A 24,671-nucleotide genomic window follows, 5' to 3' on the forward strand; every position below is an offset into this window, starting at 1 on the left:
GTGTCACTTTCGCTTTGGCAGCAGTGTCTTGCCCGATTGCAGGATGAGTTACCAGCCACAGAATTCAGTATGTGGATCCGCCCGTTGCAGGCGGAACTGAGCGATAACACGCTGGCTTTGTATGCGCCAAACCGTTTTGTGCTCGATTGGGTAAGGGACAAGTACCTCAATAACATCAATGGACTGCTGAACGATTTCTGCGGGTCAGATGCCCCACAGCTGCGCTTTGAAGTGGGCACAAAGCCGGTCACCCAAACCGTTCGTGAAACCGTGAACGTAGCAGCGCCTGCTCAGGCTGCTCCTGCTCCGGCCCCTCGCGTCGCACCCGCTCGTCAGGGCTGGGATAATGTTCCTGCACCTGCTGAGCCAACCTACCGTTCTAACGTTAACGTTAAACACACGTTCGATAACTTCGTTGAAGGTAAGTCGAACCAGTTAGCGCGCGCGGCGGCTCGTCAGGTTGCGGATAACCCCGGAGGTGCCTACAACCCACTGTTCCTTTATGGCGGCACGGGTTTAGGTAAAACGCACCTTCTGCATGCAGTGGGTAACGGCATTATGGCGCGCAAGCCGAATGCGAAAGTGGTGTATATGCACTCCGAGCGCTTCGTTCAGGACATGGTAAAAGCCCTGCAAAACAACGCGATCGAAGAGTTTAAACGCTATTATCGTTCCGTTGACGCCCTGCTGATCGATGACATTCAATTCTTTGCCAATAAAGAACGATCGCAGGAAGAGTTTTTCCACACCTTCAATGCGCTGCTGGAAGGCAATCAACAGATCATTTTGACCTCGGATCGTTATCCAAAAGAGATCAACGGTGTTGAAGATCGTCTGAAATCCCGCTTCGGCTGGGGCCTGACTGTGGCGATCGAGCCACCGGAGCTGGAAACCCGCGTTGCGATCCTGATGAAGAAAGCCGATGAAAACGACATTCGCTTGCCGGGTGAAGTGGCGTTCTTCATTGCCAAGCGTCTGCGCTCCAACGTGCGTGAGCTGGAAGGGGCACTGAACCGTGTTATTGCTAATGCCAACTTTACCGGCCGTGCGATCACGATCGATTTTGTGCGTGAAGCGCTGCGCGATTTGCTGGCATTGCAGGAAAAATTAGTCACCATCGACAATATTCAAAAGACGGTGGCTGAGTACTACAAGATCAAAGTGGCAGATTTACTGTCTAAACGTCGTTCCCGCTCAGTGGCGCGTCCGCGTCAGATGGCGATGGCGCTGGCAAAGGAGTTAACCAACCACAGTCTGCCGGAAATCGGGGATGCGTTTGGTGGCCGTGACCATACGACCGTGCTGCACGCTTGTCGCAAGATTGAGCAGTTACGTGAAGAAAGCCACGACATAAAAGAAGATTTTTCCAATTTAATCAGAACATTATCATCGTGACGCTATGAAATTTACTGTTGAACGTGAACATTTATTAAAACCGCTGCAACAGGTGAGTGGCCCATTAGGTGGCCGCCCAACGCTGCCTATTCTCGGAAACCTGCTGCTTCAGGTCGCGGACGGTACGCTGTCGCTGACTGGCACAGACCTGGAAATGGAAATGATCGCGCGCGTTACGCTGACTCAGCCACACGACGCGGGTGCGACCACGGTTCCGGCACGTAAATTCTTTGATATCTGCCGTGGGTTGCCGGAAGGCGCTGAAATCGCCGTGCAGCTGGAGGGCGACCGCATGCTGGTGCGCTCTGGCCGTAGCCGTTTCTCGCTTTCCACGCTGCCTGCTGCGGACTTCCCGAACCTGGACGACTGGCAAAGTGAAGTTGAATTCACCCTGCCACAGGCGACGATGAAGCGTCTGATTGAAGCCACGCAGTTTTCTATGGCGCATCAGGACGTTCGATACTACTTAAACGGCATGCTGTTCGAAACCGAAGGTGAAGAGCTGCGTACCGTGGCGACCGACGGCCACCGTCTGGCGGTCTGTTCCATGCCAATTGGCGACTCACTGCCAAACCATTCGGTGATCGTGCCACGTAAAGGCGTGATTGAGCTGATGCGTATGCTCGACGGTGGTGATACCCCGCTGCGCGTGCAGATCGGCAGCAACAACATCCGCGCTCATGTCGGCGATTTTGTCTTCACCTCGAAGCTGGTTGACGGTCGTTTCCCGGATTATCGCCGCGTATTGCCGAAGAATCCGGACAAAACGCTGGAAGCGGGTTGCGATAGCCTCAAGCAGGCGTTTGCCCGTGCCGCCATTCTCTCTAACGAGAAATTCCGCGGTGTGCGCCTGTATGTGAGCGAAAACCAGATCAAAATCACCGCTAACAACCCGGAGCAGGAAGAAGCAGAAGAAATTCTGGACGTCACCTACGCCGGAGCTGAGATGGAAATCGGCTTTAACGTCAGCTACGTGCTGGATGTGCTGAATGCACTGAAATGCGAGAATGTGCGCATCCTGCTGACCGATTCCGTTTCAAGCGTACAGATTGAAGATGCCGCATCACAGTCGGCTGCCTATGTTGTCATGCCAATGAGACTGTAATGTCGCTCACCCGTCTGTTGATCCGCGACTTTCGCAATATTGAAAGCGCGGATCTTGCTTTATCCCCGGGCTTTAACTTCCTGGTTGGCGCGAATGGCAGCGGTAAAACCAGCGTGCTGGAAGCCATCTATACGCTCGGCCATGGCCGGGCGTTTCGCAGTTTGCAGATTGGTCGCGTCATTCGCCATGAGCAGGAGTCCTTTGTTCTGCACGGGCGCTTACAGGGTGAAGAGCGGGAAACCGCCATCGGCCTGACCAAAGACAAGCAGGGCGACAGCAAGGTGCGCATCGACGGTACCGACGGCCACAAGGTGGCGGAGCTGGCGCTGCTGATGCCAATGCAGCTGATTACGCCTGAGGGGTTTACTTTACTCAACGGCGGCCCCAAATACAGAAGAGCGTTCCTCGACTGGGGATGCTTTCACAACGAAGCCGGTTTCTTTAACGCCTGGAGCAACCTGAAGCGCCTGCTTAAGCAGCGTAACGCCGCGTTGCGTCAGGTCACCCGTTACGCCCAGCTGCGTCCGTGGGACATGGAGTTAATCCCTCTCGCGGAACAAATCAGCCGCTGGCGTGCCGAATACAGCGCGGGTATTGCCGAAGATATGGCGGATACCTGCAAACAGTTTTTACCCGAATTCTCTCTCACCTTCTCCTTCCAGCGCGGCTGGGAGAAAGAGACGGATTATGCCGAGGTGTTAGAGAGAAACTTCGAGCGCGATCGCATGTTGACCTACACCGCGCACGGCCCGCACAAGGCGGATTTCCGCATTCGTGCCGACGGTGCGCCGGTGGAAGACACGCTGTCGCGCGGGCAGCTCAAGCTCCTGATGTGCGCGCTGCGCCTGGCGCAGGGGGAGTTTCTCACCCGCGAAAGCGGGCGACGCTGCCTGTACCTGATAGATGATTTTGCCTCGGAACTTGACGACGCGCGGCGCGGGCTGCTTGCCAGCCGCTTAAAAGCCACGCAGTCGCAGGTTTTCGTCAGCGCGATAAGTGCTGAACACGTTATGGACATGTCGGACGAAAATTCGAAGATGTTTACCGTGGAAAAGGGTAAAATAACGGATTAACCCAAGTTGAAATGAGCGAGAAACGTTGATGTCGAATTCTTATGACTCCTCCAGTATCAAAGTCCTGAAAGGGCTGGATGCGGTGCGTAAGCGCCCGGGTATGTATATCGGCGACACGGATGACGGCACCGGTCTGCACCACATGGTATTCGAGGTGGTAGATAACGCTATCGACGAAGCGCTCGCGGGTCACTGTAAAGACATCGTGGTCACGATCCATGCGGATAACTCCGTCTCCGTCACCGATGATGGTCGTGGCATCCCAACCGGTATCCACCCGGAGGAAGGCGTGTCCGCTGCGGAAGTTATCATGACTGTGCTGCACGCAGGCGGTAAGTTTGATGATAACTCCTATAAAGTTTCCGGCGGTCTGCACGGCGTAGGTGTCTCCGTGGTTAACGCCCTTTCGCAGAAGCTGGAGCTGGTTATTCAGCGCGAAGGCAAAATTCACCGCCAGCTGTATACCCACGGCGTGCCGCAGGCACCGCTGGCCGTCACTGGCGATACCGACAAAACCGGTACCATGGTGCGCTTCTGGCCAAGTCTGGAAACCTTCACTAACGTCACTGAATTCGAGTACGACATCCTGGCGAAACGCCTGCGTGAACTGTCGTTCCTGAACTCTGGCGTCTCTATTCGTCTGCGTGATAAACGCGACAACAAAGAAGACCACTTCCATTACGAAGGCGGTATCAAGGCGTTCGTTGAGTATCTGAACAAGAACAAAACGCCAATTCACCCGAATATCTTCTACTTCTCCACCGAAAAAGACGGTATCGGCGTAGAAGTGGCGCTGCAGTGGAACGATGGTTTCCAGGAAAACATCTACTGCTTCACCAACAACATTCCACAGCGTGACGGTGGTACTCACCTGGCAGGCTTCCGTGCGGCGATGACCCGTACCCTGAACGCCTACATGGACAAAGAAGGCTACAGCAAAAAAGCGAAAGTCAGCGCCACCGGTGACGATGCCCGTGAAGGCCTGATTGCTGTGGTTTCCGTGAAGGTGCCGGATCCGAAGTTCTCCTCACAGACCAAAGACAAACTGGTCTCTTCTGAGGTGAAATCGGCGGTTGAACAGCAGATGAACGAACTGCTGAGCGACTACCTGCAGGAAAACCCGTCTGACGCGAAAATCGTTGTCGGCAAAATTATTGATGCGGCGCGTGCCCGTGAAGCGGCGCGTAAAGCCCGTGAAATGACCCGTCGTAAAGGCGCACTGGACTTAGCAGGCCTGCCAGGCAAACTGGCTGACTGTCAGGAACGTGACCCGGCGCTGTCTGAACTGTACCTTGTGGAAGGGGACTCCGCGGGCGGTTCTGCGAAGCAGGGCCGTAACCGTAAGAACCAGGCTATCCTGCCGCTGAAGGGTAAAATCCTCAACGTTGAGAAAGCACGCTTCGACAAAATGCTCTCTTCTCAGGAAGTGGCGACGCTTATCACAGCACTGGGCTGCGGCATTGGCCGTGATGAGTACAACCCGGACAAACTGCGCTATCACAGCATCATCATCATGACCGATGCGGACGTCGACGGCTCGCACATCCGTACGCTGCTGTTGACCTTCTTCTATCGTCAGATGCCGGAAATCGTTGAACGTGGCCACGTCTACATTGCACAGCCACCGCTGTACAAAGTGAAGAAAGGCAAACAGGAACAGTACATTAAAGATGATGACGCGATGGATCAGTACCAAATCGCCATCGCTCTTGATGGTGCGACTCTGCACGCGAACTCCAGCGCACCAGCGCTGGCAGGTGAGCCGCTGGAACGCCTGGTGTCTGAGTTCAACGCCACGCAGAAAATGATTGGGCGTATGGAGCGTCGTTATCCGAAAGCGCTGCTGAAGGAGCTGGTTTATCAGCCAACGCTGACCGAAGCTGACCTAAGCGATGAACAAACCGTGACCCGCTGGGTGAATACCCTGGTAAGCGAGCTGAACGAGAAAGAACAGCACGGTAGCCAGTGGAAATTCGATGTTCAGCAGAACGCCGCTCAACAGTTCGAGCCGATTGTTCGCGTGCGTACCCATGGTGTCGACACTGACTATCCGCTGGAGCACGAATTTGTGACCGGCCCGGAATACCGCCGTATCTGCACGCTCGGTGAGAAGCTGCGAGGTCTGATCGAGGACGATGCGTTTATCGAACGTGGCGACCGTCGTCAGCCGGTAGCCAGCTTCGAACAGGCGCTGGACTGGCTGGTGAAAGAGTCCCGTCGCGGTCTGTCTATCCAGCGTTATAAAGGTCTTGGTGAAATGAACCCGGATCAGCTGTGGGAAACCACTATGGATCCGGAAAGCCGCCGCATGCTGCGCGTCACCGTTAAGGACGCGATTGCTGCTGACCAGCTGTTCACTACCCTGATGGGCGATGCGGTTGAACCACGTCGTGCCTTCATCGAAGAGAACGCCCTGAAAGCGGCTAATATCGATATTTAATGCCGTAATACTGCAAAACACAGGCCGCGCTTTTAGCGCGGCTTTTTTGTGGGCACAGGCATATCCAGCGACATCACTGACGGTAAACGGCTCACCAGCGTATCTATAGCAATTCTTACCCTTAGCGGCAGATGCGGCGTCTGCTGCCAGACCGCGTGAACGTCGAAACGCACATCCGGTGCCTGCTTTAAGAGCGGGATGAGTTTTCCCTGATGAATTTCTTTGCTGACCATCCAGCAGGGTAGCCATGCAATGCCGTGTCCGGCCAATGCAGCGTCGCAGATCGCCTGCAAATCATCCATATTGAGTGATGACCGGGGAATAAATGTGCGCGGCGTTCCGTCGTTGTCCATGAGTTGCCAGGGGAGCACTCTGCCTGCGCGCAGATAGTTAATGGCCGTATGCAGGGGTAAATCATCAACGATTTGTGGCTGGCCTTTCTTCAGCAGATAATCCGGCGCGGCGCACAGCACCATGCGATGTTCCCCCAGCCTTCTGGCAACCAGCACGCTGCTGTCCTGAAGCACGCCGTTACGCACTGCCATATCAAACCCTTCCTCGACAAGATCCACCACGCGGTCACTGAATGACATTTCCAGTTCAAGTCCGGGGTGTTCCTGCGCCAGTTCAATCAACAGCGGGGCGACACACTGGCGACCAAACAGCACCGGCATGGCAACACGCAGGCGGCCACTGACCTGCTGTTTCCCTGTTTCAAGCAGTGATTCTGCACCGCGAATTTCCTCCAGCGCGCGCAGACAGCGCTCATAAAAAAGCGCGCCGTTATCGGTCAGGCTCTGGCTGCGGGTGGTGCGCTGGAATAGACGAACGCCCAGTCGCTCTTCGAGGCGAGCGATACTTTTCCCTACCGCCGAGCGCGATAAATGCAGGCGAGTTGCGGCCTGAGCAAAACTCCCCGCCTCAACGGCGGCCACAAAAACAGGAATATCCTTCAGTGTATCGGTCATGAATTGTATCCATTGTGGCGACAATAAAGAGAAAACTTATCGCCACTGGTGATGATGAGTCAACGGTAGACTGTGAGTCCTGAAACTCATTTGATGGCTGGAGAAATACAATGGCAGAGACAATGCAACGCTGGTCGATGAATGCCCTCGGGCGTGAAAACCTCAGACTCATTCAGGAACCTGTTCCACAACCTGGTCCAGGTGAAGTGCGCGTGCGGGTGAATGCCGTTGCGCTCAACTACCGCGATAAAATGGTGATTGAAGGTAACATGCCGATTTCACGTTCCTTCCCGTTTACGCCGGCGTCTGACATGGCGGGCGTGGTGGACTGCATTGGCGAAGGTGTGACGCGTTTCAAACCCGGCGCTCGCGTCATCTCAACCTTCTTCCCTGAGTGGATCGACGGCAAGCCGCAGGCGGACGCGCGCAATTTGCCCTATAGAACGTCCGGTGGATACTTCCAGGGGATGCTGGCTGAATATGTGATTGTGAAGGCAGACTGGCTGGTGGCCGCCCCGGAAACACTGGATGACGCAGAGGCCAGCACCTTACCCTGCGCAGGGCTTACCGCATGGTTTGCGCTGGTGGAACGCGGCCAGTTACGCGCCGGGCAATCGGTGCTGGTACAGGGGACGGGCGGCGTAGCGATATTCGCTCTGCAAATTGCAAAAGCACACGGAGCAGAGGTTTTTGTCACGTCCGGGAGTGATGAAAAATTGGCACTGGCCAAAAAACTCGGGGCTGACAAAGGGATCAACAGGCTGAAAGGTGACTGGGCTGAAGCCATTCTGGCGCTGACTCAGGATCGAGGTATCGACCATATTATCGAAACCGTAGGGGGTGAAAACCTGAAGCATTCCCTGCGCGCCGTTGCCGTTCATGGACGTATCTCGGTTATCGGCGTTCTGGCCGGGACCGAAATTTCACTCCCAGCTGGCGAGCTGTTGCTGAAATCTCCGGTTATTCAGGGGATTGGCGTTGGGCATCGTCGGGCGCTGGAGGATTTCGTTCAGGCTGTCGATGTAACCGGATTAAAACCTGTGATTGAGCATCGCTACCGTTTTGACGAGCTTGAACAGGCGCTTGAGCACCTCGATCGCGGTGCGTTTGGCAAAATAGTCCTCACCCGCGAGTGAATTGTCGTTCCCCGGGATAAGCCTGAAAAGGGGTGATCTGGTTGCGCAATCTAGCTCTATTTTTGTGTGCTTAATCGCGTTAGCATGGGTTGCATTCATTTATTCCGGGGACCTCATGGCTATCAAACTCATTGCAATCGATATGGACGGCACACTGCTGCTGCCAGACCACACCATCTCTCCAGCCGTTAAAAACGCAATTGCCGCGGCACGCGCAAAGGGCGTGAATGTGGTACTGACCACTGGCCGTCCGTATGCCGGTGTGCACAGCTACCTGAAAGAGCTGCACATGAATCAGCCGGGCGATTACTGCATTACCTATAATGGCGCGCTGGTGCAGAAAGCTGCGGATGGCAGAACGGTTGCGCAAACCGCGCTGAGCTATGATGACTACCTGTTCCTCGAAAAGCTGTCCCGCGAAGTAGGTTCTCACTTTCACGCGCTCGATCGCAACACGCTCTATACCGCCAACCGTGATATCAGCTACTACACGGTACATGAATCCTACGTTGCCACCATTCCGCTGGTGTTCTGTGAAGCCGAGAAAATGGACCCGGCGACTCAGTTCCTGAAAGTCATGATGATCGACGAGCCTGAGATCCTGGATAAAGCGATTGCGCGCATCCCTGCCGAGGTGAAAGAGAAATACACCGTGCTGAAAAGCGCGCCGTACTTCCTCGAAATTCTCGATAAACGCGTGAATAAAGGTACCGGTGTTAAATCACTGGCCGATGCGCTGGGCATCAAACCTGAGGAGATTATGGCCCTGGGCGATCAGGAAAACGACATCGCGATGATTGAATACGCGGGTATGGGCGTGGCAATGGACAACGCGATCCCGTCGGTGAAAGAAGTGGCCAATTTTGTCACCAAATCCAACCTGGAAGACGGTGTGGCGTACGCCATTGAGAAATTTGTCCTGCGGTAACAGCAACCAAAATCATCAGCCTCGGTTATCAACCGGGGCTTTTTTTTGCGCTGAATTTATTGGATTGTTCTTTTTGTGATCTTTATTGTAGTACAACATATATTGATTGTACTACATTGTCATCACGACAAAGATGAAAGGCCTCACGTTTGTACTGCAAAAGTGAGGCGAAATTCGGCGGGCACGGTAAAGTAGTGATGGACATACAGAGCACAAGGACTCTCCATGACGCTTAACAAAACCGATCGCATTGTCATCACGCTGGGCACTCAAATTGTGGGGGGCAAATACGTCCCGGGTTCGCCGCTCCCTGCTGAGGCCGAGCTGTGTGAGGAGTTTGAAACCTCGCGCAACATCATCCGGGAAGTGTTCCGCTCGCTGATGGCGAAGCGGCTGATTGAAATGAAACGCTATCGCGGCGCGTTTGTTGCTCCTCGCAACCAGTGGAACTACCTCGATACCGACGTATTGCAGTGGGTTCTGGAAAACGACTACGACCCACGGCTGATTGGCGCGATGAGTGAAGTCCGAAATCTGGTGGAACCGGCCATCGCCCGCTGGGCGGCGGAGCGCGCAACCTCCGGCGATTTGGCCCAGATTGAGTCGGCTTTAAACGACATGATCGCCAATAACCAGAACCGGGAGGCGTTCAACGAGGCGGACATTCGCTATCACGAGGCAGTGCTGCAGTCGGTGCACAACCCGGTGTTACAGCAGCTTAGCGTGGCGATCAGCTCGCTACAGCGAGCGGTATTTGAACGAACCTGGATGGGTGATGAGGCTAACATGCCGAAAACGCTCCAGGAACATAAAGCGTTGTTCGATGCGATAAGGCATCAGGACGGCGATGCGGCAGAGCAGGCGGCCCTCACGATGATCGCCAGCTCGACACGAAGGTTGAAGGAAATCACATGACATCTCGCTACATCGCAATTGACTGGGGATCGACCAACCTGCGCGCCTGGCTTTACCAGGATGGGCAGTGCCTGGAGAGCAGGCAATCAGAGGCAGGCATCACACGCCTGAACGGTAAATCCCCCGAGGCGGTGTTAGCAGAGGTGACGCAAAACTGGCGCGATGGCGCCACGCCGGTGGTAATGGCGGGCATGGTCGGCAGCAACGTGGGCTGGAAAATCGCCCCTTATCTGCCGGTTCCTGCGCATTTCTCTGCCATTGGCGAGCAGTTAACGTCCGTTGATGACAATGTCTGGATTATTCCCGGCCTGTGCGTCTCTCGCGACGATAACCACAACGTGATGCGCGGCGAAGAGACACAGTTGCTTGGCGCGCGCACGCTTTCTCCTTCTTCTGTTTACGTCATGCCCGGTACGCACTGCAAGTGGGTGCAGGCCGATGCTGAGCAAATCCATGATTTTCGCACCGTAATGACCGGCGAACTGCACCATTTGCTGCTGATGCATTCGCTGGTGGGGGCGGGGTTGCCAGCGCAAGAGACGTCGCCCGCAGCGTTTACCGCCGGGCTTGAGCGTGGTCTCGCATCACCTGATGTTCTGCCGAAACTCTTCGAAGTTCGCGCCTCGCACGTGCTGGGAAATCTCCCGCGCGAGCAGGTTAGCGAATTTCTCTCAGGCCTGCTGATTGGCGCAGAAGTCGCGACCATGCGCGATTTTGTCCCGACCGGGCAGGCAATCACGATTGTTGCCGGAAGCGCGTTAACGTCGCGCTATCAGCAGGCATTTCACGCTATTGGGCGTGATGTGGCGGCGATCTCCGGCGATACGGCATTTCAGGCAGGAATAAGGAGCATCGCTCATGCAGTGGCAAACTGATCTTCCCCTTATCGCGATTTTGCGCGGCATTACGCCCGATGAGGCGATCGCGCACGTAGGCGCAGTGATTGACGCCGGGTTCGATGCGGTGGAAATCCCGCTCAACTCTCCGGAGTGGAAAAAAAGTATTCCGGCCGTGGTGGATGCCTTTGGTGATAAGGCACTGATTGGCGCGGGAACCGTGTTACACCCGGAGCAGGTGGATGAGCTGGCGAAAATGGGCTGCAAGCTTATCGTCACGCCCAACATTAATCCTGAAGTGATCCGCCGCGCGGTGAGCTACGGCATGACCGTCTGTCCGGGATGTGCGACAGCTACGGAAGCCTTTACTGCCCTCGATGCGGGCGCGCAGGCGCTCAAAATTTTCCCGTCATCGGCCTTTGGCCCGGACTACATCAAAGCGCTTAAAGCGGTATTACCCACCAGCGTGCCGGTCTTTGCCGTGGGCGGTGTCACGCCAGAAAACCTGGCGCAGTGGATGAAAGCCGGTTGTGTGGGGGCGGGTCTGGGCAGCGATCTCTATCGCGCCGGGCAGTCAGTTGAACAAACCGCGCAGCAGGCGACAGCATTTGTGAAAGCGTATCGAGAGGCAGTGAAATGAAAATTACCAAACTCACCACGTACCGTTTACCCCCGCGCTGGATGTTCCTGAAAATCGAAACCGACGAAGGCGTTGTCGGCTGGGGCGAGCCGGTGATTGAAGGGCGTGCGCGCACCGTTGAAGCGGCAGTGCATGAGCTGGGCGAATACCTGATTGGCCAGGATCCGGCGCGCATTAACGACCTGTGGCAGGTGATGTATCGCGCAGGCTTCTACCGTGGCGGCCCGATCCTGATGAGCGCTATCGCCGGTATCGACCAGGCGCTGTGGGATATCAAAGGTAAAGTCCTGAATGCGCCGGTCTGGCAATTAATGGGCGGCCTGGTGCGCGACAAAATCAAAGCCTACAGCTGGGTGGGCGGCGACCGCCCTGCGGAAGTGATCGATGGCATTAAGCAGTTGCGCAATATCGGTTTTGACACCTTCAAGCTCAACGGCTGTGAAGAGATGGGCGTTATTGATAACTCGCGTGCGGTAGACCGTGCGGTAAATACCGTCGCGCAAATCCGTGAAGCCTTCGGCAACGAGATTGAGTTTGGTCTGGATTTCCACGGCCGCGTCAGTGCGCCGATGGCTAAAGTGCTGATTAAAGAGCTGGAGCCTTATCGTCCGCTGTTTATCGAAGAGCCGGTGCTGGCCGAGCAGGCGGAGTACTATCCGAAGCTGGCTGAGCAGACCCATATTCCTATCGCGGCGGGTGAACGTATGTTCTCGCGTTTCGAGTTCAAACGCGTGCTGGAAGCGGGCGGCATTGCCATACTGCAACCGGATCTCTCCCACGCAGGCGGCATCACCGAATGCTACAAAATTGCCGGAATGGCGGAAGCCTACGATGTGGCGCTGGCACCGCACTGTCCGCTTGGGCCGATCGCGCTGGCTGCCTGTCTGCACGTGGACTTTGTCTCCCGCAATGCTGTGTTCCAGGAACAGAGCATGGGCATTCACTATAACAAGGGCGCGGAACTGCTCGACTTTGTGAAAAACAAAGAAGACTTCAGCATGGAAGGTGGTTTCTTTAAACCGTTAACGAAGCCGGGCCTTGGCGTGGATATTGACGAAGCCAAAGTCATTGAGCTCAGCAAAAATGCGCCGGACTGGCGTAACCCACTCTGGCGTCATGAAGACGGTTCCGTAGCCGAGTGGTAATTCGCCGGATGGCGCTTCGCCACCGGACAAAAACCTTACCTACAAAAAATATAACCCTCTGTAAATTACAGGGCATGGTGAGCGGCTTCGCTATGCCCAAAATCTGGAGACAGATTGCGATGGATATTCCAGTTACTGCTACAAAAACCGGGCGTCGCCGCTACCTGACGCTGATTATGATCTTTATCACCGTGGTCATTTGTTATGTTGACCGCGCCAACCTTGCCGTGGCATCGGCCCATATTCAGGAAGAGTTTGGCATCACCAAAGCGGAAATGGGCTACGTCTTTTCGGCGTTCGCCTGGCTTTATACGCTGTGCCAGATCCCCGGTGGCTGGTTCCTTGACCGCGTAGGTTCTCGTTTAACCTACTTCATCGCCATTTTCGGCTGGTCCGTGGCGACGCTGTTCCAGGGGTTCGCCACCGGGCTGATGTCGCTAATTGGTCTGCGCGCCATCACCGGGATTTTCGAAGCCCCGGCGTTTCCGACCAACAACCGCATGGTGACCAGCTGGTTCCCGGAACATGAGCGTGCTTCTGCCGTTGGTTTTTACACTTCCGGGCAGTTTGTCGGCCTGGCGTTCCTGACGCCGCTGCTGATCTGGATCCAGGAGCTGCTGAGCTGGCACTGGGTATTTATCGTCACCGGCGGGATCGGCATTATCTGGTCGTTTATCTGGTTCAAGGTTTACCAGCCGCCACGTCTGACCAAAAGTATCACCAAAGCCGAGCTGGACTACATCCGCGACGGCGGTGGCCTGGTAGACGGCGATGCGCCGGTGAAAAAAGAGGCGCGCCAGCCGCTGACCAAAGCGGACTGGAAGCTGGTTTTCCATCGTAAGCTGGTAGGCGTTTACCTGGGCCAGTTCGCGGTTACCTCGACGCTGTGGTTCTTCCTGACCTGGTTCCCGAACTACCTGACCCAGGAAAAGGGGATCACCGCGCTGAAAGCTGGCTTTATGACTACAGTACCGTTCCTTGCGGCGTTCTTCGGCGTTCTGCTCTCGGGCTGGCTGGCGGATAAACTGGTGAAGAAAGGCGTCTCGCTGGGTGTCGCGCGCAAAACGCCGATTATCTGCGGCCTGCTGATTTCCACCTGCATCATGGGTGCTAACTACACCAACGATCCGGTATGGATTATGACCCTGATGGCGGTGGCGTTCTTCGGCAACGGTTTTGCCTCCATCACCTGGTCACTGGTCTCATCCCTGGCGCCAATGCGTCTGATTGGCCTGACCGGTGGCGTGTTCAACTTTGTCGGTGGGCTCGGCGGCATCACTGTACCGCTGGTCATCGGCTACCTGGCCCAGGATTACGGCTTTGGCCCGGCGCTGGTCTATATCTCCGCGGTAGCACTGATCGGTGCGCTCTCCTACATTCTGCTGGTGGGCGATGTTAAACGAGTAGGCTAAATCCCGCTGATGTTTTACCCTGATGCGACAACTGCGCATCAGGGTATCCCCATGAAACAAATCACCTTCGCTTCCCGCCATCACCAGCTGACCAATATCAATACCTGGACGCCGGACAGCCAGTGGCTCGTCTTTGATGTGCGCCCGTCGGGCGCATCGTTCACCGGTGAAACCATTGAGCGAGTCAATGTCAGTACGGGTGAGGTTGAGGTGATTTATCGTGCCACTGACGGCGCGCATGTCGGCGTGGTGACCGTTCATCCCGCTGAAGATAAGTATGTGTTTATCCACGGCCCGAAACACCCGGATGCAGACTGGCACTATGATTTTCACCATCGTCAGGGGGTGATTGCGCATCATGGCCAGGTGAGCAACCTGGATGCGATGGATATCACCGCGCCTTACACCGCAGGCGCGTTGCGCGGCGGCAGCCACGTACACGTCTTCAGCCCGAACGGGCAGCTCGTTAGCTTTACCTATAACGACCACGTTCTGCACGAGCGCGATCCGAAACTTGATTTACGTAACGTGGGTGTTGCCGCACCGTTTGGCCCTGTGAACCCACAGGGGAACCATCCGCGAGAATATGTCGGTGCATACTGGAGCGTGCTGGTGAGCCGCACGACGCCAACACCTCAGCCCGGCAGCGATGACATCAACCGCGCCTATGAAGAGGGCTGGGTGAGTAATGACCGGCTGGCGTTTATTGGCGATACCCTGTCAGTGCAGGGCGAGAAAGTGCCAGAACTGTTTATTGTTGAGTTGCCTGAGAACGAACAGGGCTGGAAGCAGGCTGGCGATGAGCCTCTGCAGGGTACGACAGAGACCCTGCCTGCCCCGCCAGCAGGGGTTAAGCAGCGTCGTCTGACCTTTACGCATCAAAGGGCGTATCCGGGGCTTGTGAACGTGCCGCGTCACTGGGTGCGCTGTAATCCGCAAGGGACGCAGATCGCGTTTCTGATGCGGGATGATAACGGTATTGTGCAGCTGTGGCTGATCTCTCCTGAGGGTGGCGAGACGCGCCAGTTAACCCATACGGAGAGCGGTATTCAGTCAGCGTTTAACTGGCACCCTTCCGGGAACATGCTGGGATTCGTGCTTGAAAATCGGATCGCCTGTTGCGATGCGCAGACTGGTGCGGTGACGTTTTTGACGTCCGATCACGGCAACCCACCTTCAGCAGATGCGGTAGTGTTTTCCCCGGACGGACGTTTTATTGCGTGGATGGAAGAGACAGGCGGTTTCCGTCAGCTTTGGTTAACAGAAACCGCGCAACACTAGCGTGGAGGCAATTCAGCGGGCGGAATGACGGCGTTTGTCGCCAGATTCTCCTGCTCGCTTTTTTCTACCCGTGAGCGCACAGAATTGTCCTTACGAAACATATCCCACGGCAGCAGAAGCGTATCCGCCACAGCCGTAAACGGCATATCCAGGATAACCAGGGATTTGGTGCCCCAGTTTGTATCGTCATCGGAGATCATCGCCGCGCTGGCACGTGTCCCCGGATATGTTCCTTCTTTACCGCCGGTGTGAGACATCACGCTCGAACACCCGCAAAGTAAAACTACCCCGCTGAACGTCGTCAGCTTTATCAGAACATTTTTCATCATCACTCAGTCATCATTAATGGCACTGCAAAGACCTGCAACTCAGGTTTATAGCGAGCCTTAACCAAAATGGATAGCCCGATAACCCCGCACTGTGGCAGCCATCGCAATTTAACCCTTTGTGCTGTTGTCCCAGTCTATGCGAGATGCGAGAAAGTGCAAAAAAAAGTGCAGCTGTCGTGCTTGAAAAGCCCGGTTCAAGACCCATTTTAAAAATGTAACCACGAAAACGAACACGCCTGATGGGTGTTCGGGGTACGAAGGCCTGTCCATGGTGGAAGGCTACAATTTCTCGCTGATTTCAGGAGTTTTATTTATGCGTAACTTCGATCTTTCTCCGCTATACCGTTCTGCAATTGGTTTTGACCGCCTGTTTAACCATTTAGAAAATAACCAAAGCCAGAGCAACGGCTACCCTCCATACAATGTTGAGCTGGTTGATGAAAACCACTACCGCATCGCGATTGCCGTCGCAGGTTTTGCAGAAAACGAACTGGAGATCACTGCCCAGGACAACCTGCTGGTGGTGAAAGGTTCCCATACGGCCGAGCAGAAAGAACGTACCTACCTTTACCAGGGCATTGCCGAGCGCAACTTTGAACGTAAGTTCCAGTTAGCTGAGAACATTCACGTTAAAGGCGCGAACCTGGTCAACGGCCTGCTGTTTATCGAACTGGAACGTGTGATCCCGGAAGAGAAAAAACCGCGTCGTATCGAAATTAACTAATTATGCGGGTCGCCTAAGCGGCCCAACCAGAATTGCTTGCCGTAATGGGAGCATATGCGAATCCATCGGGATTTGCAGGAATAACTGCGCACAAAATTAAACTGTGCCGAACTCGCTTCTCAGAAGGAGATTTAGTATGCGTAACTACGATTTATCCCCCCTGCTGCGTCAGTGGATTGGTTTTGACAAACTGGCTAACGCCCTGCAAAGCACCACCGAGCAACAGACATTTCCGCCGTACAACATCGAAAAGAGCGATGATAACCACTATCGCATTACCCTGGCGCTGGCCGGTTTCCGTCAGGACGATTTGGATATCCAGCTTGAAGGTACGCGTCTGACCGTGAAGGGTACGCCGGAAAAACCAGAAACCGAGACCAAATGGTTACATCAGGGATTGGTCACTCAGCCGTTTAGCCTGAGCTTTACCCTGGCCGATCATATGGAAGTCTCCGGTGCGACTTTCACCAACGGGCTGTTGCATATCGACCTGACCCGTAATGTGCCGGAAGCTATCGCGCCACAGCGTATCGCCATTAGCGAGCGGCCTGCGTTAAACAGTTAACTAGCCCGCCGATCCTGTAGGTCGGGTAAGGCGTAGCCGCCACCCGACAATACTCACCGACTGCACAAAGCCCTGCTCCGGCAGGGCTTTTTTGTGCGCCATCGCCCATACAACTACGTTTGGCTCTGAGAGAATCCTCGTCATAACTAAGGTTATGCACAGGAAGTGGATCATGAGTGATATCGCGTTAACGGTTAGCGTGTTGGCCCTGGTCGCTGTAGTTGGACTGTGGATAGGTAATATCAAAATCCGTGGCGTCGGGTTTGGGATTGGCGGGGTTCTGTTTGGCGGAATTTTTGTCGGGCACTTTGCCGACAAACTCGGGCTGGTCCTCAGCGCCGAAATGCTCCACTTTATTCAGGAATTCGGTCTGATCCTCTTCGTTTATACCATCGGTATTCAGGTGGGGCCGGGCTTTTTTGCCTCACTTCGGGTTTCCGGATTACGGCTTAACCTGTTTGCTCTTGGCATTGTGGTGATGGGCGGGCTGGTTACCGCTATTTTGCATAAAGTCTTTGATATCCCGCTGCCTGTGGTGTTGGGTATCTTCTCCGGGGCGGTGACCAACACGCCGGCACTCGGTGCGGGGCAGCAAATTTTGCGCGATTTGGGTATCGAACCCGGTATTGTCGACCAGATGGGGATGAGCTACGCCATGGCCTATCCGTTTGGGATTTGTGGCATTCTGCTCTCCATGTGGCTGGTACGCGTCCTGTTCCGGATTAACGTCGACAAAGAGGCGAAGGACCACGAAACCACCCTCACTAACGGCCATATGCCGATCAAAACCATCAATATTCGGGTTGATAACCCCAATCTGAACAACATGGCGATTCAGGATGTGCCGATCCTGAACAGCGCCAATATCATCTGCTCCCGCCTTAAGCGTGACGATATGCTGATGGTGCCCGCGCCCGGCACCGTCATTCAGCAAGGCGATTTGCTGCATCTGGTCGGCCAGCCAGGGGATTTAAACAACGCGCGGCTGGTGATTGGTCAGGAAGTGGATACCTCGCTCTCCACCCGTGGCACCGATATGCGCGTGGAACGTGTGGTGGTGACTAACGAGCACGTTCTGGGCAAGAAAATACGCGATCTGCAGGTAAAAGAGCGCTATGACGTGGTGATCTCCCGTCTTAACCGTGCGGGTGTCGAGCTGGTCGCCAGCCCCGAGGCCAGCCTGCAGTTCGGGGATATCCTCAACCTTGTCGGGCGGCCTTCCTCGATTGATGCCGTGGCGGATATGGTGGGTAACGCCCAGCAAAAACTGCAGCAGGTACAGATGCTGCCCGTGTTTATTGGTATCGGGCTTGGCGTGCTTCTGGGCTCCATTCCGTTGTACGTGCCGGGTTTCCCGGTGGCGCTGAAGCTGGGCCTGGCGGGCGGGCCGCTGATTATGGCGCTCATCCTTGGTCGTATCGGCTGCATCGGTAAGCTCTACTGGTTTATGCCACCGAGCGCCAACCTGGCGCTGCGCGAGCTCGGCATCGTGCTGTTCCTGGCCGTTGTCGGCCTGAAATCCGGCGGTGATTTTGTCGATACCCTGGTCAAGGGCGAAGGGATGAGTTGGGTCGGCTACGGGATATTTATCACGGCGATCCCGCTGCTGACGGTGGGCATTCTGGCGCGGATGTTCGCCAAAATGAACTATCTGACGCTGTGCGGTATGCTGGCGGGCTCCATGACGGACCCTCCCGCGCTGGCCTTTGCCAATAACCTGCACGCCACCAGCGGTGCGGCGGCATTGTCCTATGCCACGGTATACCCGCTGGTCATGTTCCTGCGCATCATCACCCCGCAGCTACTGGCGGTGCTGTTCTGGGGGATAAGCTAGCAATTCGTCCGGGTGGATGCGCCGCAGATGGTAGTCCACCTGGTAATCGCTGGTATTTCGGAACATCACGGAATAATTGAGGAACTCGCCGCTGTCGCTGTATGAGAGAGACGTAATTCGCAGCAGCGGCGTTTGTTCCGGCAGGTTCAGGTAACCGGCCAGCTGTTTATCTGCCAGCACTGGCGTCAGGCTCTCGTAGTTGCCGCTGATGGTGATCCCGCACTCCTTCTCGATGTAATCAAACTTCGACCCTTCAAGATGCGCCAGCGACAGATTGCGAAACAGCTTCACGGGCATAAAGCTGTCCTCCAGCATCAGGGGTTTCCCATCAACGAAACGCACGCGACGCGAAAAGTAGATCCGTTCATCCACCTGTATCCGCAGCTGGCTGGCGATGGCGGGCGGTGCGGGCATGACTTCGAACTGCAACACCTTGCTCTGCACCTCTTTCCCCTGCTGACGCAGCACCTCCACCAGCCCGGTCAGGTTAGTGGTTTCATGGTGGACATCTTTTCGCGATACAAACGTCCCGCTGCCGTGGCGCCGCTCCACCAGCCCCCAACTGACCAGAAGGTCCAGTGCCTTTCGAATGGTCATCCGCGCCACGCCAAATTCCTGTGCCAACGTCTTTTCACCAGGAAGCGGGCTGCCGATGTTGTAGTCCGACGAATTCAGCCGCAGCCGTAATCTGTCGGCAATAGATTTGTAGATCACCAGTAGACCTCTCTGCCCTTTTCTGGAGGTGGATTGCGTCCTGACATGTCCATATTTATAACGAAAAGTAGACCTGACTGGTCAAAATAAAACCATGAATGCGATCACGAATCGCAGCGGCACGCCATGTTCGCGCATCAGTAAGTTCTTATGCTCACCCCAGGCCAGCAAAAAACCATAAAGGCCTCTACCCCCTACAGGTTGTTACGTGAGGATTTAAAAATGCTCAGTCAAATACAACGTTTTGGCGGTGCCATGTTTACCCCGGTGTTGCTGTTTCCGTTCGCCGGGATCGTGGTGGGAATTGCCATCATGCTTCGCAACCCGCTGTTTGTGGGCGAGGCTTTAACCGCTCCGGATAATCTTTTCGCGCAGATCGTTCACATCATTGAAGAGGGCGGATGGGCGGTGTTTCGCAATATGCCGCTGATTTTTGCCGTCGGCCTGCCGATTGGTCTGGCGAAGCAGGCGCAGGGCCGTGCCTGTCTGGCGGTGCTGATTAGCTTCCTGACCTGGAACTACTTCATCAATGCGATGGGGATGACCTGGGGTCATTTCTTTGGCGTCGATTTCTCCGCAGAGCCCACGGCGGGAAGCGGGCTGGCGATGATTGCGGGTATCAAAACGCTGGATACCAGCATTATTGGGGCGATTGTGATTTCGGGCATCGTCACCGCGATCCATAACCGCTATTTCGACAAGCCGCTGCCGGTTTTTCTGGGGATTTTCCAGGGTACGTCGTTCGTCGTTATCCTCGCATTCTTCGTTATGATCCCCTGCGCCTGGCTGACGCTGCTGGGTTGGCCGAAAGTGCAAATGGGCATTGAGTCTCTGCAGGCCTTCTTACGTTCTGCTGGTGCATTGGGTGTCTGGGTTTATACCTTCCTGGAACGCATTCTGATCCCAACCGGATTGCATCACTTTGTCTACGGTCCGTTTATTTTCGGCCCTGCGGCAGTGGAAGGCGGGATTCAGGTCTACTGGGCGCAGCATCTGCAGGAGTTCAGCCAGAGCACGCTGCCGCTGAAAACCCTGTTCCCGGAAGGCGGTTTCGCACTGCACGGTAACTCCAAAGTGTTTGGCTCTGTCGGGATTGCGCTGGCGCTGTGGTACACCGCGTCGCCGGAAAACCGCGTCAAGGTAGCGGGGTTGCTGATCCCGGCCACGCTCACCGCCGTACTGGTGGGGATTACCGAGCCACTCGAATTCACCTTCCTGTTTATTTCGCCGCTGCTGTTTGCCGTCCACGCCGTACTGGCCGCGACGATGGCAACGGTGATGTACATCTTTGGCGTGGTAGGGAATATGGGCGGCGGCATGCTGGACCAGTTCCTGCCGCAAAACTGGATCCCAATGTTCCATAACCACGCCTCAATGATGTTCACCCAAATCGGTATCGGCGTCTGCTTTACCGGGATCTACTTCGTGGTCTTCAAAACGCTGATTGAGCGTCTGAACCTCAAAACACCTGGCCGGGAAGAGAGTGAAATCAAACTCTACAGCAAGGCTGACTATAAGGCCGCGCGCGAGCAAACCACCGCCCCGGCGGCGGCCAGCCAGCAGGTTGGACAAGCTGCCGGATTCTTACAGGCACTCGGCGGTGCGGCCAATATCGAAAGCATTAACAACTGCGCCACCCGCTTACGTATCGCGCTGGTGGATATGGCGAAAACCCAAAGTGATGACGTCTTCAAAGCCCTGGGCGCACACGGTGTCGTCCGGCGCGGCAACGGCATTCAGGTGATTGTCGGCCTGCACGTTCCTCAGGTGCGCGACCAGCTGGAATCGCTGATGAAAACCCCTTTAACGAATGAACAAACCACCCTGACAGAGGCTATATCATGAAAAAATTCTCAGTTGTCATTGCAGGCGGCGGCAGCACCTTTACGCCTGGTATCGTCCTGATGCTGTTAGCCAACCGCGACCGTTTCCCGCTGCGCGCGCTGAAGTTCTATGACAACGACGGCGCACGTCAGGAGACTATCGCCGAAGCGTGCAAAATCATCCTTAAAGAACAGGCTCCGGAAATTGAATTTAGCTACACCACCGATCCAAAAGCCGCCTTTACCGATGTCGATTTCGTGATGGCGCATATCCGCGTGGGCAAATACCCGATGCGTGAAAAAGACGAGAAAATCCCATTGCGTCACGGCGTGCTGGGTCAGGAAACCTGCGGCCCGGGTGGGATCTCTTACGGCATGCGCTCTATCGGCGGCGTGCTGGAACTGGTGGATTATATGGAGCAGTACTCCCCGAACGCCTGGATGCTGAACTACTCCAACCCGGCGGCGATTGTGGCGGAAGCTACCCGCCGTCTGCGTCCGAATGCCAAAATCCTCAATATCTGCGATATGCCGATCGGCATTGAAGGGCGCATGGCGCAGATTGTTGGCCTGAAGGACCGCAAAGAGATGCGGGTTCGCTACTACGGGTTGAACCACTTCGGCTGGTGGACGTCGATTGAAGATCTGAACGGCAACGATCTGATGCCGAAACTGCGCGAATACGTTGCGAAAAACGGCTATGTCCCGCCTTCGGAAGATGCGCATACCGAAGCGAGCTGGAACGATACCTTTGCCAAAGCAAAAGACGTGCAGGCGCTGGATCCGGACACCATGCCGAACACCTACCTAAAATATTATCTGTTCCCGGACTACGTGGTCGCGCACTCCAACCCGGAACGCACCCGCGCCAATGAAGTCATGGATCACCGCGAGAAGCACGTGTTCAGCTCTTGCCGGGCGATTATCGAAGCCGGTAACTCCGCCGCCGGTGAGCTGGAAATCGACGAACATGCGTCGTACATCGTCGATCTGGCGACGGCAATTGCCTTCAACACCCAGGAGCGCATGTTGCTGATTGTGCCAAACAACGGGGCTATCCATAACTTTGATGCCGACGCGATGGTGGAAATTCCGTGCCTGGTGGGCCACAACGGGCCGGAACCACTGACCGTGGGCGATATTCCGCACTTCCAGAAAGGATTGATGAGCCAGCAGGTGGCGGTGGAAAAACTGGTGGTGGATGCCTGGGAACAACGCTCATACCAGAAACTCTGGCAGGCGATTACCCTGTCGAAAACCGTGCCGAGCGCCTCCGTTGCGAAAGCCATTCTGGATGACCTGATCGAGGCCAATAAGGGTTACTGGCCAGAGCTGCATTAACCTTTCCGACCGGCATCGCCCGATGCCGGTCTCCTTGTCCTTGTCGATTTACGCTATGCTGAAGCCTGTCTCTGGCACGACAAGGAACCTTCATGAAAATTTCCCGCCTCGGCGAAGCGCCGGACTACCGCTTCTCTCTGGCTAATGAACGCACATTTCTGGCGTGGATCCGCACAGCGCTGGGCTTTCTTGCCGCAGGGGTGGGTCTCGATCAGCTCGCGCCTGATTTTGCCACACCGTTGATTCGCGAAGTGCTGGCGTTGCTGCTGTGCCTGTTCGCGGGTGTACTGGCGATTTACGGCTACCTGCGCTGGTTGCGCAATGAGAAGGCGATGCGTCTGAAGCAGGATCTGCCCTATACGCGCGGGTTACTCATCATCAGTACAATCCTGCTGACGGTGGCGGGGGTGATTATGGTGTTGGTGTTCTATGGCGGATAGCCGCAAAGCGCGACGCGAAGCGGACCCCGGCCTGCAGCCGGAGCGGACGTCACTCGCCTGGCTGCGCACGCTGCTGGGGTATGGCGCGCTGATTGCCCTGGCGATTAAGCACAACTGGCACCGTACAGGGGTGCCATTTTGGATCTCACTGGTTGTGCTGGCGTTGGTGGCACTCATTTTATGGCGCTATACCCGCAGCCGTAACCTGATGGATGTGTCGCAGGACGATTTTGTACAGCCGAAGGCGGTGCGGGATAAATTCCTGATCGCCCTGGCTGTACTGTCCCTGTCACTGCTGTTTGCGGTAACCCACCTACAGGCTATTTTTTCCCTTTAGCCAGATATTTCGCCATCTCGTCTTCCGGTACCATTCCGCCGCCGGTCGCCCAGACCAGGTGGGTGACGTTCGCACCGGCATCAACGCGCACCGGTCCGGCCATGCCTGCCAGCGCCGACGGTTCCAGGCGGATCCCTTCCTCCTGCGCCAGCCAGCCGAGCATGTTGTACATGCTCTGATCGGAAAGCGTATAGAACCCGTCAAGCAGGCGTTCCATCGCGCGGCCCACGAAGCCGGACGCCCGTCCTACGGCCAGACCGTCCGCCGCCGTCACGTTATCAATGCCCAGATCCTGCACCGCGATTTCATCGTGCAGGCCGGTGTAGACGCCCAGCAGCATGCACGGCGAATTCGTTGGCTCCGCGAAGAAGCAGTGAACGTTATCGCCAAAGGCCAGCTTCAGGCCAAACGCCACGCCGCCAGGACCGCCGCCGACGCCGCATGGCAGGTAAACATACAGCTGATGTTCTGCATCCACTACGCGTCCCTGGGCAGCAAACTGTGCCTTAAGGCGCTCGCCTGCTACCGCATAGCCCAGGAACAGGGTGCGGGAGTTTTCATCGTCAATGAAGAAGCAGTTCGGATCGCTTTCTGCCGCTTTGCGCCCCTGTTCCACCGCCACGCCATAATCCTGCTCATACTCCACGACGATCACGCCGTGGCTGCGCAGTTTGGCTTTCTTCCACTCGCGGGCGTCGGCGGACATATGCACCGTCACCTTAAAGCCGATGCGGGCGCTCATAATGCCGATAGACATCCCCAGGTTGCCGGTTGAGCCTACCGCAATGCTGTACTGGCTGAAGAAGTCCTTAAAGCGCGGCTCCAGCAGGATGCTGTAGTCGTCTTCAATGCTCAGCAATCCGGCTTCCAGCGCCAGTTTTTCGGCGTGGGTCAGTACTTCATAGATGCCGCCGCGCGCTTTGATGGAGCCAGAGATCGGCAGATGGCTGTCTTTTTTCAGCAGCAGGGTGCCAGGAATGTTTGTAGCAAATTCCTTCTCCAGCCGTTTTTGCATTGCCGGAATGGCAACCAGTTCAGATTCGATGATGCCATTGGTCGCCGCCGTTTCCGGGAATGCTTTCGCCAGATACGGTGCGAAGCGGTTGAGGCGAGCATGCGCGTCGTCCACGTCGGCTTTGGTCAGCCCGACGTAAGGCAATCCTTCTGCCAGCGTGGTGGTGCGCGGGTTAAGCCAGGTGGTTTCTTTCAGGGCAATCAGATCCTCAACCAGAGGAAACTGTGCGGTTAAAGTAGTGATAGTTGCGTTTTCCATAATACGTCTCTTCGCGC

The 24,671-nt window shown here is 55.7% G+C and carries 23 protein-coding genes and 1 other annotated feature; of the genes, 19 read left to right on the forward strand and 4 right to left on the reverse strand.

Features of this window, described 5'->3' with window-relative positions; translation table 11 throughout:
* The 4 genes from dnaA to gyrB are packed head-to-tail and all read left to right on the forward strand — an operon-like array spanning window position 1 to window position 6,013.
* Window positions 1-1,395 carry a chromosomal replication initiator protein DnaA gene (gene dnaA / locus AAHF05_RS00005; RefSeq protein WP_010426558.1) on the forward strand — a complete coding sequence of 465 codons (1,395 nt, stop codon included), beginning with the start codon at window positions 1-3 and terminating at the stop codon, window positions 1,393-1,395.
* A gap of 4 nt (window positions 1,396-1,399) precedes the next feature.
* Window positions 1,400-2,500: a DNA polymerase III subunit beta gene (gene dnaN, locus AAHF05_RS00010; protein ID WP_008500170.1), complete on the forward strand. Its 1,101-nt coding sequence runs from the start codon at window positions 1,400-1,402 to the stop codon at window positions 2,498-2,500.
* Entirely contained in the window at window positions 2,500-3,573 is a 1,074-nt protein-coding gene (gene recF / locus AAHF05_RS00015) for a DNA replication/repair protein RecF (RefSeq protein WP_013094779.1), read from the forward strand. Before dnaN ends, recF begins: the two co-directional genes overlap by 1 nt.
* 28 nt (window positions 3,574-3,601) lie before the next feature.
* Window positions 3,602-6,013 carry a DNA topoisomerase (ATP-hydrolyzing) subunit B gene (gene gyrB, locus AAHF05_RS00020; protein ID WP_028017779.1) on the forward strand — a complete coding sequence of 804 codons (2,412 nt, stop codon included), beginning with the start codon at window positions 3,602-3,604 and terminating at the stop codon, window positions 6,011-6,013.
* Between the two features lie 32 nt (window positions 6,014-6,045).
* On the opposite strand, the gene AAHF05_RS00025 is transcribed toward gyrB, so the two are convergent.
* A complete protein-coding gene (locus AAHF05_RS00025; protein ID WP_129324382.1) occupies window positions 6,046-6,981 on the reverse strand; it encodes a LysR family transcriptional regulator in 936 nt (311 codons plus the stop codon).
* 110 nt (window positions 6,982-7,091) lie between these two features.
* Between AAHF05_RS00025 and AAHF05_RS00030 the strand changes: the two genes are divergently transcribed.
* The 8 genes from AAHF05_RS00030 to AAHF05_RS00065 all read left to right on the forward strand — a co-directional run bounded on the left by AAHF05_RS00030 (window position 7,092) and on the right by AAHF05_RS00065 (window position 15,274).
* Window positions 7,092-8,117 carry an NAD(P)-dependent alcohol dehydrogenase gene (locus tag AAHF05_RS00030; protein WP_129324381.1) on the forward strand — a complete coding sequence of 342 codons (1,026 nt, stop codon included), beginning with the start codon at window positions 7,092-7,094 and terminating at the stop codon, window positions 8,115-8,117.
* 115 nt (window positions 8,118-8,232) lie between these two features.
* The gene (gene yidA / locus AAHF05_RS00035) at window positions 8,233-9,045 is read left to right on the forward strand and encodes a sugar-phosphatase (protein WP_129324380.1); all 813 of its coding nucleotides are present in this window, start codon (window positions 8,233-8,235) and stop codon (window positions 9,043-9,045) included.
* A 225-nt stretch (window positions 9,046-9,270) separates the two neighbouring features.
* Window positions 9,271-9,960 carry a D-galactonate utilization transcriptional regulator DgoR gene (gene dgoR, locus AAHF05_RS00040; RefSeq protein WP_003861109.1) on the forward strand — a complete coding sequence of 230 codons (690 nt, stop codon included), beginning with the start codon at window positions 9,271-9,273 and terminating at the stop codon, window positions 9,958-9,960.
* Entirely contained in the window at window positions 9,957-10,835 is an 879-nt protein-coding gene (locus tag AAHF05_RS00045) for a 2-dehydro-3-deoxygalactonokinase (protein ID WP_129324379.1), read from the forward strand. The genes dgoR and AAHF05_RS00045 overlap by 4 nt, the downstream gene beginning before the upstream one ends.
* Complete coding sequence (locus tag AAHF05_RS00050) at window positions 10,819-11,436, forward strand: 2-dehydro-3-deoxy-6-phosphogalactonate aldolase (RefSeq protein WP_129324378.1); 618 nt, start codon at window positions 10,819-10,821, stop codon at window positions 11,434-11,436. Before AAHF05_RS00045 ends, AAHF05_RS00050 begins: the two co-directional genes overlap by 17 nt.
* Entirely contained in the window at window positions 11,433-12,581 is a 1,149-nt protein-coding gene (gene dgoD / locus AAHF05_RS00055; RefSeq protein WP_028017785.1) for a galactonate dehydratase, read from the forward strand. Before AAHF05_RS00050 ends, dgoD begins: the two co-directional genes overlap by 4 nt.
* A gap of 74 nt (window positions 12,582-12,655) precedes the next feature.
* A complete protein-coding gene (locus tag AAHF05_RS00060) occupies window positions 12,656-13,993 on the forward strand; it encodes an MFS transporter (protein ID WP_208594874.1) in 1,338 nt (445 codons plus the stop codon).
* Between the two features lie 51 nt (window positions 13,994-14,044).
* The gene (locus AAHF05_RS00065; RefSeq protein WP_176691050.1) at window positions 14,045-15,274 is read left to right on the forward strand and encodes a DUF3748 domain-containing protein; all 1,230 of its coding nucleotides are present in this window, start codon (window positions 14,045-14,047) and stop codon (window positions 15,272-15,274) included.
* On the opposite strand, the gene AAHF05_RS00070 is transcribed toward AAHF05_RS00065, so the two are convergent.
* On the reverse strand, window positions 15,271-15,603 hold the full coding sequence (locus AAHF05_RS00070) for a YceK/YidQ family lipoprotein (protein WP_028017788.1): 333 nt from the start codon (window positions 15,601-15,603) through the stop codon (window positions 15,271-15,273). The two genes, AAHF05_RS00065 and AAHF05_RS00070, sit on opposite strands and share 4 nt — an antisense overlap.
* A 247-nt stretch (window positions 15,604-15,850) precedes the next feature.
* Window positions 15,851-15,923: a sequence feature (ROSE (Repression Of Heat Shock gene Expression) occurs in the 5'-region of heat shock genes and acts as an RNA thermometer to modulate expression.), on the forward strand.
* Here AAHF05_RS00070 and ibpA point away from each other — a divergent pair.
* From ibpA to AAHF05_RS00085, 3 genes are all read left to right on the forward strand, one after another.
* A complete protein-coding gene (ibpA, locus tag AAHF05_RS00075) occupies window positions 15,917-16,327 on the forward strand; it encodes a small heat shock chaperone IbpA (RefSeq protein ID WP_008500162.1) in 411 nt (136 codons plus the stop codon). It overlaps the preceding feature by 7 nt.
* A gap of 136 nt (window positions 16,328-16,463) precedes the next feature.
* Entirely contained in the window at window positions 16,464-16,892 is a 429-nt protein-coding gene (gene ibpB, locus AAHF05_RS00080) for a small heat shock chaperone IbpB (RefSeq protein ID WP_028017790.1), read from the forward strand.
* A gap of 172 nt (window positions 16,893-17,064) precedes the next feature.
* Window positions 17,065-18,726 carry a putative transporter gene (locus tag AAHF05_RS00085; protein WP_129324376.1) on the forward strand — a complete coding sequence of 554 codons (1,662 nt, stop codon included), beginning with the start codon at window positions 17,065-17,067 and terminating at the stop codon, window positions 18,724-18,726.
* On the opposite strand, the gene AAHF05_RS00090 is transcribed toward AAHF05_RS00085, so the two are convergent.
* Complete coding sequence (locus tag AAHF05_RS00090) at window positions 18,694-19,440, reverse strand: GntR family transcriptional regulator (protein WP_049007069.1); 747 nt, start codon at window positions 19,438-19,440, stop codon at window positions 18,694-18,696. The genes AAHF05_RS00085 and AAHF05_RS00090 overlap by 33 nt on opposite strands.
* Before the next feature lie 222 nt (window positions 19,441-19,662).
* Between AAHF05_RS00090 and AAHF05_RS00095 the strand changes: the two genes are divergently transcribed.
* The 4 genes from AAHF05_RS00095 (at window position 19,663) to AAHF05_RS00110 (ending at window position 23,381) form a co-directional block, all read left to right on the forward strand.
* Complete coding sequence (locus AAHF05_RS00095) at window positions 19,663-21,285, forward strand: alpha-glucoside-specific PTS transporter subunit IIBC (RefSeq protein ID WP_028017793.1); 1,623 nt, start codon at window positions 19,663-19,665, stop codon at window positions 21,283-21,285.
* Complete coding sequence (locus AAHF05_RS00100; protein WP_028017794.1) at window positions 21,282-22,604, forward strand: 6-phospho-alpha-glucosidase; 1,323 nt, start codon at window positions 21,282-21,284, stop codon at window positions 22,602-22,604. The genes AAHF05_RS00095 and AAHF05_RS00100 overlap by 4 nt, the downstream gene beginning before the upstream one ends.
* A 92-nt stretch (window positions 22,605-22,696) precedes the next feature.
* The gene (locus tag AAHF05_RS00105) at window positions 22,697-23,044 is read left to right on the forward strand and encodes a YidH family protein (protein ID WP_028017795.1); all 348 of its coding nucleotides are present in this window, start codon (window positions 22,697-22,699) and stop codon (window positions 23,042-23,044) included.
* Entirely contained in the window at window positions 23,034-23,381 is a 348-nt protein-coding gene (locus AAHF05_RS00110) for a DUF202 domain-containing protein (RefSeq protein WP_028017796.1), read from the forward strand. The genes AAHF05_RS00105 and AAHF05_RS00110 overlap by 11 nt, the downstream gene beginning before the upstream one ends.
* Here the strand turns inward: AAHF05_RS00110 and dsdA are convergent.
* Window positions 23,365-24,654 (reverse strand): D-serine ammonia-lyase, encoded by a 1,290-nt coding sequence (dsdA, locus tag AAHF05_RS00115; protein WP_129324375.1) that lies wholly within the window; start codon window positions 24,652-24,654, stop codon window positions 23,365-23,367. The genes AAHF05_RS00110 and dsdA overlap by 17 nt on opposite strands.
* Window positions 24,655-24,671: the final 17 nt, after the last annotated feature.

Origin of the sequence: Enterobacter adelaidei, from assembly GCF_041937165.1 — a bacterium.
Classification (GTDB): Bacteria; Pseudomonadota; Gammaproteobacteria; order Enterobacterales; family Enterobacteriaceae; genus Enterobacter; species Enterobacter adelaidei.

Bases quoted from the DNA above. Each gene is read 5' to 3' on its own strand.
- dnaN (WP_008500170.1), top strand. From the start codon at position 1,400: ATGAAATTTACTGTTGAACGTGAACATTTATTAAAACCGCTGCAACAG.
- recF (WP_013094779.1), top strand. From the start codon at position 2,500: ATGTCGCTCACCCGTCTGTTGATCCGCGACTTTCGCAATATTGAAAGC.
- gyrB (WP_028017779.1), top strand. From the start codon at position 3,602: ATGTCGAATTCTTATGACTCCTCCAGTATCAAAGTCCTGAAAGGGCTG.
- AAHF05_RS00025 (WP_129324382.1), bottom strand. From the start codon at position 6,981: ATGACCGATACACTGAAGGATATTCCTGTTTTTGTGGCCGCCGTTGAG.
- AAHF05_RS00030 (WP_129324381.1), top strand. From the start codon at position 7,092: ATGGCAGAGACAATGCAACGCTGGTCGATGAATGCCCTCGGGCGTGAA.
- yidA (WP_129324380.1), top strand. From the start codon at position 8,233: ATGGCTATCAAACTCATTGCAATCGATATGGACGGCACACTGCTGCTG.
- dgoR (WP_003861109.1), top strand. From the start codon at position 9,271: ATGACGCTTAACAAAACCGATCGCATTGTCATCACGCTGGGCACTCAA.
- AAHF05_RS00045 (WP_129324379.1), top strand. From the start codon at position 9,957: ATGACATCTCGCTACATCGCAATTGACTGGGGATCGACCAACCTGCGC.
- AAHF05_RS00050 (WP_129324378.1), top strand. From the start codon at position 10,819: ATGCAGTGGCAAACTGATCTTCCCCTTATCGCGATTTTGCGCGGCATT.
- dgoD (WP_028017785.1), top strand. From the start codon at position 11,433: ATGAAAATTACCAAACTCACCACGTACCGTTTACCCCCGCGCTGGATG.
- AAHF05_RS00060 (WP_208594874.1), top strand. From the start codon at position 12,656: ATGGTGAGCGGCTTCGCTATGCCCAAAATCTGGAGACAGATTGCGATG.
- AAHF05_RS00065 (WP_176691050.1), top strand. From the start codon at position 14,045: ATGAAACAAATCACCTTCGCTTCCCGCCATCACCAGCTGACCAATATC.
- AAHF05_RS00070 (WP_028017788.1), bottom strand. From the start codon at position 15,603: ATGATGAAAAATGTTCTGATAAAGCTGACGACGTTCAGCGGGGTAGTT.
- ibpA (WP_008500162.1), top strand. From the start codon at position 15,917: ATGCGTAACTTCGATCTTTCTCCGCTATACCGTTCTGCAATTGGTTTT.
- ibpB (WP_028017790.1), top strand. From the start codon at position 16,464: ATGCGTAACTACGATTTATCCCCCCTGCTGCGTCAGTGGATTGGTTTT.
- AAHF05_RS00085 (WP_129324376.1), top strand. From the start codon at position 17,065: ATGAGTGATATCGCGTTAACGGTTAGCGTGTTGGCCCTGGTCGCTGTA.
- AAHF05_RS00095 (WP_028017793.1), top strand. From the start codon at position 19,663: ATGCTCAGTCAAATACAACGTTTTGGCGGTGCCATGTTTACCCCGGTG.
- AAHF05_RS00100 (WP_028017794.1), top strand. From the start codon at position 21,282: ATGAAAAAATTCTCAGTTGTCATTGCAGGCGGCGGCAGCACCTTTACG.
- AAHF05_RS00105 (WP_028017795.1), top strand. From the start codon at position 22,697: ATGAAAATTTCCCGCCTCGGCGAAGCGCCGGACTACCGCTTCTCTCTG.
- AAHF05_RS00110 (WP_028017796.1), top strand. From the start codon at position 23,034: ATGGCGGATAGCCGCAAAGCGCGACGCGAAGCGGACCCCGGCCTGCAG.
- dsdA (WP_129324375.1), bottom strand. From the start codon at position 24,654: ATGGAAAACGCAACTATCACTACTTTAACCGCACAGTTTCCTCTGGTT.